The organism is Enterobacter cloacae complex sp. 2022EL-00788 (genome assembly GCF_026627565.1).
Taxonomy (GTDB): Bacteria; Pseudomonadota; Gammaproteobacteria; order Enterobacterales; family Enterobacteriaceae; genus Enterobacter; species Enterobacter pasteurii.
Map to the genome: position 1 here is coordinate 362,254 of NZ_JAPNMC010000003.1, position 12,239 is coordinate 374,492.

At 57.6% G+C, this 12,239-nt stretch carries 10 protein-coding genes; 3 read left to right on the forward strand and 7 right to left on the reverse strand.

The genetic code is table 11. From position 1 onward, the window contains the following. Positions 1-44: 44 nt before the first annotated feature. Together guaA and guaB are read right to left on the reverse strand one after the other, a co-directional pair. Positions 45-1,622, reverse strand: a complete 1,578-nt coding sequence (gene guaA, locus OWK27_RS06485) for a glutamine-hydrolyzing GMP synthase (RefSeq protein WP_006811514.1) — start codon at positions 1,620-1,622, stop codon at positions 45-47. 69 nt (positions 1,623-1,691) lie between these two features. Then, on the reverse strand, positions 1,692-3,158 hold the full coding sequence (guaB, locus tag OWK27_RS06490) for an IMP dehydrogenase (RefSeq protein WP_148420675.1): 1,467 nt from the start codon (positions 3,156-3,158) through the stop codon (positions 1,692-1,694). Between the two features lie 159 nt (positions 3,159-3,317). On the opposite strand from guaB, the gene xseA reads away from it, so the two are divergent. Beyond that, positions 3,318-4,691 carry an exodeoxyribonuclease VII large subunit gene (gene xseA, locus OWK27_RS06495; protein ID WP_193355502.1) on the forward strand — a complete coding sequence of 458 codons (1,374 nt, stop codon included), beginning with the start codon at positions 3,318-3,320 and terminating at the stop codon, positions 4,689-4,691. Here xseA and OWK27_RS06500 read toward each other — a convergent pair whose 3' ends face one another. Then, on the reverse strand, positions 4,692-5,825 hold the full coding sequence (locus OWK27_RS06500) for an MFS transporter (RefSeq protein ID WP_267590056.1): 1,134 nt from the start codon (positions 5,823-5,825) through the stop codon (positions 4,692-4,694). Positions 5,826-5,987: 162 nt separating this feature from the next. On the opposite strand from OWK27_RS06500, the gene OWK27_RS06505 reads away from it, so the two are divergent. Then, entirely contained in the window at positions 5,988-7,007 is a 1,020-nt protein-coding gene (locus OWK27_RS06505) for a M4 family metallopeptidase (protein ID WP_148420672.1), read from the forward strand. Further along, on the forward strand, positions 7,007-7,357 hold the full coding sequence (locus OWK27_RS06510; protein WP_148420671.1) for a protealysin inhibitor emfourin: 351 nt from the start codon (positions 7,007-7,009) through the stop codon (positions 7,355-7,357). Before OWK27_RS06505 ends, OWK27_RS06510 begins: the two co-directional genes overlap by 1 nt. Here OWK27_RS06510 and OWK27_RS06515 read toward each other — a convergent pair. From OWK27_RS06515 to bamB, 4 genes are all read right to left on the reverse strand, one after another. Then, a complete protein-coding gene (locus tag OWK27_RS06515; RefSeq protein ID WP_267590057.1) occupies positions 7,354-7,575 on the reverse strand; it encodes a zinc ribbon domain-containing protein in 222 nt (73 codons plus the stop codon). The two genes, OWK27_RS06510 and OWK27_RS06515, sit on opposite strands and share 4 nt — an antisense overlap. Positions 7,576-7,633: 58 nt before the next feature. Continuing rightward, on the reverse strand, positions 7,634-9,175 hold the full coding sequence (locus OWK27_RS06520) for a peptide MFS transporter (RefSeq protein WP_148420669.1): 1,542 nt from the start codon (positions 9,173-9,175) through the stop codon (positions 7,634-7,636). A 300-nt stretch (positions 9,176-9,475) separates the two neighbouring features. Beyond that, on the reverse strand, positions 9,476-10,948 hold the full coding sequence (der, locus tag OWK27_RS06525; protein ID WP_022648998.1) for a ribosome biogenesis GTPase Der: 1,473 nt from the start codon (positions 10,946-10,948) through the stop codon (positions 9,476-9,478). A gap of 112 nt (positions 10,949-11,060) precedes the next feature. Next, complete coding sequence (gene bamB / locus OWK27_RS06530; RefSeq protein WP_176609757.1) at positions 11,061-12,239, reverse strand: outer membrane protein assembly factor BamB; 1,179 nt, start codon at positions 12,237-12,239, stop codon at positions 11,061-11,063.

Here is a 12,239-nt window from a genome sequence, read left to right on the forward strand (position 1 = left end):
ATTCAGTTTTACCTGTTTATGACGATACAGGTTGAGTTAGTGGCTTATTCCCACTCAATCGTCGCCGGTGGCTTACCGCTGATGTCATACACCACGCGCGAAATACCGTTAACTTCGTTGATGATGCGGTTAGACACGCGGCCTAAGAAGTCATACGGCAGGTGCGCCCAGTGCGCGGTCATGAAGTCAATGGTTTCAACCGCACGCAGGGAGACAACCCAGTCGTACTTGCGGCCATCGCCCATCACGCCGACGGAGCGAACCGGCAGGAACACGGTGAACGCCTGGCTAACCTTGTTGTACAGGTCAGCCTTGTGCAGCTCTTCAATGAAGATCGCGTCCGCGCGACGCAGCAGGTCGCAGTACTCTTTCTTCACTTCGCCCAGCACGCGCACGCCGAGGCCCGGGCCCGGGAACGGGTGACGGTAGAGCATGTCGTACGGCAGACCCAGTTCCAGACCAATCTTGCGCACTTCGTCTTTAAACAGCTCGCGCAGCGGCTCAACCAGGCCCATCTTCATCTCTTTCGGCAGGCCGCCCACGTTGTGGTGAGATTTGATGACGTGTGCTTTACCGGTTGCGGAGGCGGCGGATTCGATCACATCAGGATAGATGGTGCCCTGCGCCAGCCACTTCACGTCTTCCAGCTTCAGCGCTTCTTCGTCGAACACTTCAACGAACACGCGGCCGATAATTTTACGCTTCGCTTCCGGATCGTTCTCGCCCTTCAGCGCGTCCAGGAAGCGCTGCTCGCCTTCCACGTGAACAATGTTCAGACCGAAGTGGTCGCCAAACATGTCCATCACCTGCTGGGCTTCGTTCAGACGCAGCAGGCCGTTGTCCACAAAGACGCAGGTCAGGTTTTTGCCGATAGCGCGGTGCAGCAGCATCGCGGTGACGGAGGAGTCCACGCCGCCGGAGAGGCCGAGGATCACCTTGTCATCGCCAACCTGCTGGCGGATACGCTCAACGGCGTCGTCGATGATTTTAGCCGGAGTCCACAGCGCTTCACACTGGCAGATATCGCGCACGAAGCGCTCCAGCATTCGCATGCCCTGACGGGTGTGGGTTACTTCCGGGTGGAACTGCACGCCGTAGAAGCGTTTTTCTTCGTTCGCCATGATGGCGAACGGGCAGCTCTCGGTGCTGGCAACGGTCACGAAGTCGGACGGGATGGCGGTAACTTTGTCGCCATGGCTCATCCATACGTCCAGCAGCGGCTTGCCGTCTGCGGTCAGGGAGTCTTCGATACCGCGCACCAGCGCGCTGTCGGTTACCACTTCTACCTGCGCATAGCCAAACTCACGCTCGTTAGAGCCTTCTACGTGGCCGCCCAGCTGCATTGCCATGGTCTGCATGCCGTAGCAAACGCCGAATACCGGCACGCCAGCTTCGAACACGTACTGCGGTGCGCGCGGGCTGTTCTCTTCGGTGGTGCTTTCCGGGCCGCCGGACAGGATGATGCCGCTTGGATTGAATTCGCGAATCTGTGCTTCCGTGACATCCCACGCCCACAGTTCACAGTAAACGCCCAGTTCACGCACGCGACGCGCCACCAGCTGAGTGTACTGAGAACCAAAGTCCAGGATGAGAATGCGATGTTTATGAATGTTTTCCGTCATTGACGCTAATTCCGAGGCAAGTGAAACAGATTAAATAAATCGCCCGACACAAGGTCGGGCGAAGAAAAATCAGGAGCCCAGACGATAGTTCGGGGACTCTTTGGTGATCGTCACGTCGTGAACGTGGCTCTCCTGGATACCCGCACCGCTGATGCGTACGAATTCTGCTTTAGTACGCAGCAGGTCGATGGTACCACAGCCGGTCAGACCCATACAGGAGCGCAGGCCGCCCATCTGCTGGTGAATGATCTCTTTCAGGCGGCCTTTATAGGCAACGCGGCCTTCGATACCTTCCGGCACCAGTTTGTCAGCCGCGTTATCGGTCTGGAAGTAACGGTCGGAGGAACCTTTGGACATCGCACCGAGAGAGCCCATACCGCGGTAGGATTTGTATGAACGGCCCTGGTAGAGTTCGATTTCGCCCGGGGATTCTTCGGTACCGGCCAGCATGGAGCCAACCATCACCGCGGAAGCACCTGCGGCGATCGCTTTGGCAATGTCGCCAGAGAAGCGGATACCGCCGTCAGCGATAACCGGAATACCGGTACCTTCCAGCGCTTCTACCGCGTCGGACACCGCGGTGATCTGCGGAACGCCCACGCCGGTCACGATACGGGTGGTACAGATGGAGCCAGGGCCAATACCCACTTTCACCGCGCTGCAGCCGGCGTCAGCCAGGGCGCGAGCGCCTGCGCCTGTCGCCACGTTGCCGCCGATGATCTGCAGATCCGGGTATTTAGCGCGGGTGTCGCGAATGCGTTGCAGAACGCCTTCGGAGTGGCCGTGAGAAGAGTCAATCAGCAGTACGTCTACGCCCGCGGCAACCAGCGCGTCAACGCGCTCTTCGTTACCGGCACCTGCGCCAACCGCAGCGCCTACGCGCAGACGGCCATGCTCGTCTTTACAGGCGTTCGGTTTACGTTCTGCTTTCTGGAAATCTTTAACGGTGATCATGCCGCGCAGGTGGAAGTTCGCATCCACAACCAGCGCTTTCTCAACGCGTTTTTCGTGCATTTTTGCCAGCACGACGTCGCGGGTTTCACCTTCACGCACGGTAACCAGACGCTCTTTTGGCGTCATGTAGACGCTGACAGGCTGGTTCAGGTCAGTCACGAAACGCACGTCACGACCGGTAATGATGCCCACCAGCTCGTTATCTTCGGTCACAACCGGGTAACCCGCAAAGCCGTTACGCTCGGTCAGCGCTTTCACTTCGTGCAGGGTGGTGGTTGGCAGAACGGTCTGAGGGTCGGACACGATACCGGATTCATGTTTCTTCACGCGGCGAACTTCTTCCGCCTGACGCTCGATAGACATGTTTTTATGGATAAAGCCAATGCCGCCTTCCTGTGCCAGGGCGATAGCCAGACGCGCTTCCGTTACGGTATCCATTGCTGCGGAGAGCATAGGAATGTTCAGACGAATGGTTTTCGTCAACTGCGTGCTGAGGTCGGCAGTATTCGGCAGAACGGTGGAATGAGCGGGAACGAGGAGGACGTCGTCAAACGTCAGTGCTTCTTTAGCGATACGTAGCATGGGCAATATCTCTGACCTGGGTGGTTAAATATTGCCGTGGCATTATACAGAGCGTAACCGATTGCATCCACACTTTTTTGAAAAAAATGCTTGCGCTCACCTCTCAGCAGGTTACTATCGACTGAATAACTTGCTGATTTAGAATTTGATCCCGCTCACATGTTATCCTCTCAATCCCCCTCAATTTATACTGTCAGCCGCCTTAATCAGACGGTGCGTTTGCTGCTTGAGCAGGAAATGGGGCAGGTCTGGATCAGCGGTGAAATCTCTAACTTCACGCAGCCCGCTTCCGGCCACTGGTATTTTACGCTTAAAGACGACACCGCCCAGGTGCGCTGCGCGATGTTCCGCAACAGCAACCGTCGCGTGACGTTCCGTCCTCAGCACGGCCAGCAGGTTCTGGTGCGTGCCAATATCACCCTATACGAGCCGCGCGGCGACTATCAGATTATCGTCGAAAGCATGCAGCCTGCCGGCGAAGGCATGTTGCAGCAGAAGTATGAACAGTTAAAGGCAAAGCTGTCTGCCGAGGGACTGTTCGACCAGCAGCTCAAAAAACCGCTGCCCTCCCCTGCCCACTGCGTTGGGGTTATCACCTCGAAAACCGGGGCGGCTCTGCACGATATTCTGCACGTGCTTAAGCGCCGCGACCCTTCGCTGCCCGTCATTATTTATCCTACCGCCGTTCAGGGTGACGACGCGCCGGGGCAAATCGTACGCGCGATTGAGCTGGCAAACGCGCGCCAGGAGTGTGATGTATTAATCGTCGGGCGAGGCGGCGGCTCGCTGGAAGATCTGTGGAGCTTTAACGACGAGCGCGTGGCGCGGGCAATCTTTGCCAGCCTTATACCCGTGGTAAGCGCCGTCGGTCACGAAACGGACGTGACCATTGCCGATTTTGTCGCGGACTTACGCGCGCCTACGCCGTCCGCGGCGGCAGAAGTGGTCAGCCGCAATCAGCAGGAGCTGCTGCGCCAGATCCAGAACGGCCAACAGCGCCTGGAGATGGCGATGGACTACTTCCTCGCCAACCGTACCCGCCGCTTTACGCAGCTTCATCATCGTCTGCAACAGCAGCATCCGCAGCTGCGTCTGGCGCGTCAGCAAACCGTGCTGGAGCGCCTGCGTCAGCGGATGAACGTCGCCGTTGACGCCCAGCTTAAGCGTGCGGGCTCACGCCAGCAGCGCGTGACGCAGCGTCTGAACCAGCAGAACCCGCAGCCGACGATTTACCGTGCGCAAGCGCGTATTCAGCAGCTGGAATATCGTCTGGCGGAGAATATTCGCGCCCGCCTCAGCACCACCCGCGAGCGTTTCGGCAACGCGGTTACCCATCTGGAGGCCGTCAGCCCCCTCTCCACGCTGGCGCGCGGCTATAGCGTTACCACCGCGACGGACGGCAACGTGCTGAAGCAAACCGGGCAGGTTAAAGCCGGAGATATCCTCACCACGCGGCTTTCAGACGGCTGGGTGGAAAGCGAAGTGAAAGGCGTGACGCCGGTAAAAAAACCTCGCGCCCGTAAGAAGGCGTAATCAGCGATGGCCGTCCGGCGTGACGGCCAGCATTAGCCAGGACAGGCCTGAAAAAATCGCCAGCGCAGCCGCTGCGCTCGTTAACCCCAGCAGCAGGCCAAAAAGGATAGCGCCCAATACCTGCCCGCCTGCCAGCATCAAAAAGGCCAGGCTAACTCCAGCCGCCGGAGAAGGATGAGCAATCTCCGCCCCCTTAACCAGCAACACACCCGACAAAATCACATACCCCGCCCCGCTCATCGCCACCACCGGAATAAGCCACCAGGAAAAACCGTGCCTTAACGCCAGAATCGCCAGAGAGATAGCCATGAAGATCTGGGATAAACGATAAACCCCCCGCATGCCGATACGCCTTGCCATAGTTCCGGTAAATATGGCAACGATCCCCGCCCCGCCGCTTATCAGCCAGAGAACGTTGGTCGCTGCGCTATCCAGTTCCGTGTGACGCATAAGTATCTCCGGGCCAAAGCTCCACCATGCGGCACTGGCTATACCGCTGATAAAGGCAATCCCCAGCAGCCGAAACATGCCGGGTTTACGTACGATAAATGATGCCTTAGGTGAAGGCGTGCGGGGTTTCGCCGCCGACGGCGGCAGATGCCGCCACAGCGCCGGCAGGCACAGCAGCGCCATCATGGCGAACACAACGCAGGCTGCCCGCCAGCCGCCGGGCATGAAAAACAGAACGGGCACCGAGAGGATGATCCCGCCGCTCGTTCCGGCATTGATGGTGGTATTCACATGGAGCTGACGGTCGGGAGCGATCCTGTCATCTACCGCCCCGGCAAGGGCCGGCGAGGCCAGTCCCGAGCTCAGCCCGGCAATAAACAAACCTATCGCCAGCGTCATCGGCTGTGCCGAAGACGCGAGAATGAATAACCCCGCGGCAGCGGCGATGGCCGCCAGCAAGGCGGGCAGGCGAGGCCCAGCGCGCGCAATAAGGTAAGAGGCCAGAAATATCGACAGGCAATACGCCGCATAACTACAGGACGCTATAAACCCCGCCACCTGCGGAGTGAAAGGGATGGCCTGACGGATATCAGGCAGCATCAGGCCCCACGAAAACCTTGCCATACCATAGGTCACCGCGATGATTGAAAATCCGGTTATGCTCAGCGAAGTCTGTCCGTTCATTGCGCTCCTCTCACTTAATGGCGTTTAAAAAACCTAAACGGTGGTGGAGCGTTGCGCCAGTTTTTAAGGAAACGAATTGTCCGACTTACCTCCGGTCCTGGTTTAATGATTTACACTTAAGTAGATTCTTTTTTCGGCATTGCCAGAAAACAGGAGAACTGCATGACCCGAATTCACAGCGTGATACCCCCCTATATTCTTCGTCGTATTATCGAGAGCGGTTCAGAGCCACAGCAGCGCTGCGCCCGCCAGACGTTAACCCATGTGCAAACCCTGATGGCGCATATGCCGGGCAAGCCTGCCGCGCCGCACGTGAATAAAGCCGGCCAGCTTGAGCGTGACATCTACGACGCAAAGCAGACCCAGGAGCTGCCGGGTACCCAGGTACGCTATGAAGGCCAGCCCTCCAACGGCGATGTGGCGGTGGATGAAGCGTACGATTATCTGGGCATCACCCATGATTTCTTCTGGAAGGAATATCAGCGCGATTCGCTTGATAACAAAGGGCTGATCCTCACCGGCACCGTGCACTACGGCCGGGAGTATCAAAACGCCTTCTGGAACGGTCAGCAGATGGTCTTTGGCGACGGCGACGGCGACATCTTCAACCGCTTCACCATTGCCATCGACGTGGTGGCGCATGAGCTGAGCCACGGCGTGACGGAGACCGAAGCCGGGCTAATCTACTTTGAACAATCGGGCGCGCTGAACGAGTCGTTATCCGACGTGTTTGGCTCGCTGGTGAAGCAGTACCACCGTAAGCAAACCGCCGATAAAGCGGACTGGCTGATTGGCGAAGGGCTGCTGGCGGAGGGCATCAACGGCAAAGGGCTTCGCTCCATGTCTGAACCCGGCACCGCCTACAACGATCCCCTGCTCGGCAAAGATCCGCAGCCCGGGCATATGAAAGATTTCATTAAAACGCGCGAGGACAACGGCGGCGTACACCTCAACTCCGGCATTCCCAACCGGGCGTTTTATCTGGCCGCAACGGCGATTGGCGGTTATGCCTGGGAAAAAGCGGGCTATGCCTGGTACGACACGGTTTGCGATCGCAGCCTGGCGCAGGATGCGGATTTTGAGGCTTTCGCAAAACTGACGATCGCCCACGGCGAAAAGCGCTCGGGGAGCGACGTTGGGGCGGCCATTAAACAAGCCTGGGAACAGGTGGGAGTACTGTAATGCAGGTTCCGGAACTGACGGATGACGCCGTGGTTGAGCTGGCCCGGGAAGGCGGCGTCGCCTTTATTCCAAAGCTGAGCGGCCAGCGCACCATCGCGCTTTCCACTCTTAACGAGGCGCAGCGTCAGCGCGTGGTCAGTATTCTGCAACAGGCTATCCCGCGCGGGCAGCCGCCGGGTCAGCCGTCGTCACCGGGCAGCGGCGATCAGCGCTATTTTCGCATTCAGATAATCTGGACCCGGCACAATCAGGCGCAGTACGCCGACATCATTGTGCTGGTTCCGGAGCAGGAAGCGCCGGAATCGCTGATTGAGCTGTGGCGAAAAGGCGAAGGCTGCGTGTGCGATTAAGCCTCAGCCCTGATGAATTCGACCCGTTTTTTTGAGATCAGCCCGTGGCCGTTCTGACAGAAGTAGTCCACCGCGCCGCAGGCTTTGAGAACCTGAAGCGGCTGGTGACAGTCAGGGCAGCGCGCTTCAAGGGGAATATCTTTATTGCAGCTGTCGCAGTGCGCCATACCGTTTTGCGGCTCCAGCGCTGCGTGGCAGTCCGGGCAGGTAATCGTCATGCTCTCTCCTGTTGCGTATGGCCGGGGCAGATGCCCTGCCCCGGCAGGCTGAATGTTATCAGGCTTCAGTAGCCGGTTTAGTCTGCACATTTTCCAGCATGCGGCGTACCGGAACAATGAGAACGATCAGCACCGCGGCACAGATCAGCAGCGCGATGGAGCAGCGTGCAAAGAGATCCGGCAGCATATCCAGCTGGTCGGCCTTCACGTGTCCGCCAATCAGGCCCGCAGCCAGGTTACCCAGCGCGCTGGCGCAGAACCACAGCCCCATCATCTGGCCGCGCATTCTCTCCGGCGCCAGCAGGGTCATGGTCGCCAGCCCAATCGGGCTCAGGCACAGTTCACCGAGCGTCAGCATCAGGATACTGCCCACCAGCCAGAACGGAGAAACGCCTGCCCCACCGTTGCTCAGCACGTTCTGTGCCGCCAGCATCATCAGGCCAAAGCCCGCCGCGGCGCACAAAATACCGATGACGAATTTAGTGATGCTGCTCGGGCGAATGTTGTTGCTCGCCAGCTTCGGCCAGGCCCAGCTGAATACCGGCGCCAGCAGGATGATGAACAGGGCGTTGATCGACTGGAACCATACCGCCGGGATTTCAAAATCACCGATCATACGGTTAGTGTAGTCGTTGGCAAACAGGTTGAAGGAGGTTGGCTTCTGCTCAAACGCGGACCAGAAGAACGCGGCGGAGACCAGCAGAATAAAGCACACCAGCAGCCTGGCGCGCTCTTTGCGGTTCAGACCCGCGAAGATGAACAGGTAGATAAAGTAGAGCGCGACGGAGGCGGCAATGACGTACACCAGCACGCTGGCGACCGCGACCGGGTTAATCACAATCACGCCCTGGGCAATCAGCGTAACGATGATTGCAACGCCTGCCGCCAGCGCCAGCAGCCAGGCCCCCACGCCGTTGCGTTTCACAACCGGGCTGTTCCAGGTGGAATCCAGCCCCACCTCGCTGTCGTAGCGCTTCATGGCAGGAACGGCAAACACGCGGAAGATGATCAGCGCAACCAGCATCCCGATGCCGCCGATGCCAAAGCCCCAGTGCCAGCCGTGCGTTTTAATCAGCCAGCCTGAAATCAGCGGCGCAATGAACGAGCCCATGTTGATGCCCATGTAGAACAGCGAAAAACCGCCGTCGCGACGCGCGTCGCCCTTTTTGTACAGGGTGCCGACCATTACCGAGATACAGGTCTTGAACAGGCCAGAGCCGAGCACGATGAACATCAGGCCGATAAAGAACAGGTTATCGCCCATGATGGCCGACAGCGCAATCGACAGGTGACCAAGGGCAATCAGAATCGAACCGTACCAGACGGCTCTCTGCTGGCCGAGCCAGTTATCCGCCAGCCAGCCGCCCGGCAGCGCGGCCAGGTACATGGTACCGGCAAAGATGCCGACAATCGCCGAGGCGTTTTCCCGCGCCAGCCCCATTCCGCCGTCGTAGACGGTGGCGGCCATAAACAGGATAAGTAACGGGCGAATACCGTAAAACGAGAAACGCTCCCACATCTCGGTGAAGAACAGCGAGCCGAGCGGATAAGGGTGGCCGAAGAAGGTTCGGCTCTCTTTTTGATTAACAGAGGATTGCATAATTCTCCCGAAAAGGTATGTGTCGTGCTTGTAAACACCAGCATGTACGCCGAGCGGTTACGTATCCGATCGATTTTTTACATGCGGCGAAAAGTTGGTTAACCATTTGATAACCAGGCGCTAGTTTTGTCTAGTACCGAACCCTGGACTTTAAGACGAAAATTCGACGATTGTCTACTTTCTTAGATATATACATGGTTAAAAGCGAATAGTGATTGACATCACACAGACACAATAATGGGCCGCCAGCGGGCATAAAAAACCCGCGACGGGCGCGGGTTTTCGGGGGAAAAGCGAGGCTTATTTGCTTTTCTTAATGTGCTTAATCAAACGCTTACGCTTACGCATCTGGTTTGGCGTCAGGGTGTTGCGCTTATTCGCAAACGGGTTTTCCCCTTCCTTAAACTGAATACGGATAGGGGTCCCCATCACGTCCAGCGACTTACGGAAGTAGTTCATCAGGTAGCGTTTGTAGGAATCCGGCAGATCTTTCACCTGGTTGCCGTGGATCACCACGATTGGCGGGTTGTAACCACCGGCGTGGGCGTATTTCAGCTTCACGCGACGGCCGCGCACCAGCGGCGGCTGGTGATCTTCTGCTGCCATATTCATGATACGGGTCAGCATAGCGGTGCTCTGACGACGGGTAGAGCTGTCATAGGCTTCACGTACGGATTCAAACAGGTTACCTACGCCGCTGCCGTGCAGGGCAGAGATGAAGTGAACGCGGGCAAAGTCGATGAAGCCCAGACGGAAGTCCAGCGTCTCTTTCACCTGCTCGCGTACTTCATTGCTCAGGCCGTCCCACTTGTTGACGACGATAACCAGCGAGCGTCCGCTATTGAGGATAAAGCCGAGCAGAGAGAGATCCTGATCGGAGATACCTTCACGTGCGTCGATCACCAGCAGCACCACGTTGGCGTCTTCAATCGCCTGCAGAGTTTTGATAACCGAGAATTTTTCCACCACGTCGGTGATTTTCCCGCGCTTACGCACGCCCGCGGTGTCGATAAGTACGTACTCACGTTCATCGCGCTGCATGGGGATGTAGATACTGTCGCGGGTGGTGCCCGGCATGTCGTAGACCACCACGCGCTCTTCACCCAGAATACGGTTAGTAAGCGTAGACTTACCTACGTTTGGACGGCCAACGATAGCCAGCTTAATAGGCAGATCCTGCGGGTTAAAGTCGTCTTCCGGCTCTTCCTCGCCCTCTTCACCGGCTTCGAACTGCGCCCAGTATTCTGCGTCTTCATCCACCTCTTCCGGCGGGTTTACTTCGTCAACCCACGGCAGCAGAACGGTTTCCAGCAGGCTGGTGACGCCGCGGCCATGCGAAGCCGCAATTGGGTAAATATCGCCAAGGCCTAAAGACCAGAAATCCGCAACGGCCTGATCGGCATCGATACCGTCAGTTTTGTTCGCCACCAGGAAGGTTGGCTTTTCGCGTGAACGCAGATGTTTGGCAATAGCAGAGTCCGCAGGCATCAGGCCAGCGCGAGCATCTACCATAAACAGAACTACGTCCGCCTCTTCGATAGCCAGCAGAGACTGCTCTGCCATGCGGGTTTCTACGCCGTCTTCCGTACCGTCGATACCGCCGGTATCAATACAGATGAACTCGCGTCCTTCCACCTCTGCACGACCGTACTTACGGTCACGCGTCAGCCCCGGGAAATCCGCAACCAGCGCATCACGGGTGCGTGTTAAACGGTTAAAAAGAGTGGATTTTCCAACGTTAGGGCGCCCGACAAGCGCGACCACAGGTACCATGTTTGAAGCCTCATAAAATTCAAAATAACGTCGCTTTCGCAGCGTTTTTAAAAATGTCAAAACGGCTCCTGAGCGAACAGGAGCCGTTTAGTATACTACAACCGCCGTGTAATTAACGCGTGATCGCGTACAGCGTGCCGTCTTTTGCCTGAATCAGCAGCTTGCCGTCAGCAACAACCGGATCCGTCAGGAAGCCTGAGCCGTCCACTTTCTGCTGCGCCACGAAGCGGCCGTTCTCTGGATCGACCCAGTGCATATAGCCTTCGCTGTCGCCCACCACCAGGCTGCCGTTATACAGTGCCGGTGCGGTCAGCAGACGGTGCAGCAGATCGCTCTGCGTCCACAGCGTAACGCCACCTTCGGTGCTCAGCGCCAGCAGACGGTCGTTCTGATCGACCATATAAATGCGGTTGCCTTCCACGATGAAATCGTTCACGGAGCCCAGCTCACGTTTCCACATGATCTGGCCGCTGCGCAGATCCAGCGCGGTCAGGTTGCCGTTATACGCCAGCGCGTAAACCACACCGTCAACGATAACTGGCGTCGTGTCTACGTCGCTCAGACGGTCGATTTCAGTAGAGCCGGTCGCCTGAGAGATGCGCTGCTGCCAAATCATCTGGCCCTGCTGCATCAGTACTGCGCTCACGCGGCCGTTATCGCCGCCCACAATGGCAGCACCAAACGCCGTTGCCGGCGCAGATTCACCGCGCAGAGAGAGCGCTGGCATATCCAGGTTAACGGTCCATTTTACCAGACCATCCGCTTCGTTCAGCGCCTGAAGCTGGCCGTTGCTGGTATGGATGAGCACCAGACCGTCGCTGACAACCGGACGAGATAAGGATTCACCGGCAACGGTAGTCTGCCATGCAACGCTGCCGTCGCTGGCATTCAGCGCGTAAACCTGCGCTTTTTCGCTGCCCACATACACGTGACCACCGGCTACGGTCAGGCCGCCAGAAAGCAGCGCAGGCTTATGGGAGAACCAGCCGTCTTTTTCCGCCAGGTTGACGGACCAGACTTCTTTTCCATCATCAGCGTTCAGCGCTTTAACGGTGCCTTTGCGATCGGCCGCATAGACGACGCCGTCAGCAAACGCCGGGTGCAGGTTGGAGTAGAAGTCACCGATACCGTTACCTACGGAAACGTCCCACGCGGTAGATGGGGTAAACTGGTTTTCAACCGTCGGCAGCGGGGACATTTTGACAACGTCTTCTTCGCCACTGAACAATGAACAACCGCTCAATAACGTAACAGAAAGCAGTCCTGGCAGAAGTAATTTACGCAATTGCAT

What these genes read in the sequence shown, in the direction of transcription:
- guaA (WP_006811514.1), bottom strand. Translation starts at nt 1,622, where the DNA reads ATGACGGAAAACATTCATAAACATCGCATTCTCATCCTGGACTTTGGT.
- OWK27_RS06500 (WP_267590056.1), bottom strand. Translation starts at nt 5,825, where the DNA reads ATGAACGGACAGACTTCGCTGAGCATAACCGGATTTTCAATCATCGCG.
- OWK27_RS06505 (WP_148420672.1), top strand. Translation starts at nt 5,988, where the DNA reads ATGACCCGAATTCACAGCGTGATACCCCCCTATATTCTTCGTCGTATT.
- OWK27_RS06520 (WP_148420669.1), bottom strand. Translation starts at nt 9,175, where the DNA reads ATGCAATCCTCTGTTAATCAAAAAGAGAGCCGAACCTTCTTCGGCCAC.
- xseA (WP_193355502.1), top strand. Translation starts at nt 3,318, where the DNA reads ATGTTATCCTCTCAATCCCCCTCAATTTATACTGTCAGCCGCCTTAAT.
- guaB (WP_148420675.1), bottom strand. Translation starts at nt 3,158, where the DNA reads ATGCTACGTATCGCTAAAGAAGCACTGACGTTTGACGACGTCCTCCTC.
- bamB (WP_176609757.1), bottom strand. Translation starts at nt 12,239, where the DNA reads ATGCAATTGCGTAAATTACTTCTGCCAGGACTGCTTTCTGTTACGTTA.
- OWK27_RS06515 (WP_267590057.1), bottom strand. Translation starts at nt 7,575, where the DNA reads ATGACGATTACCTGCCCGGACTGCCACGCAGCGCTGGAGCCGCAAAAC.
- der (WP_022648998.1), bottom strand. Translation starts at nt 10,948, where the DNA reads ATGGTACCTGTGGTCGCGCTTGTCGGGCGCCCTAACGTTGGAAAATCC.
- OWK27_RS06510 (WP_148420671.1), top strand. Translation starts at nt 7,007, where the DNA reads ATGCAGGTTCCGGAACTGACGGATGACGCCGTGGTTGAGCTGGCCCGG.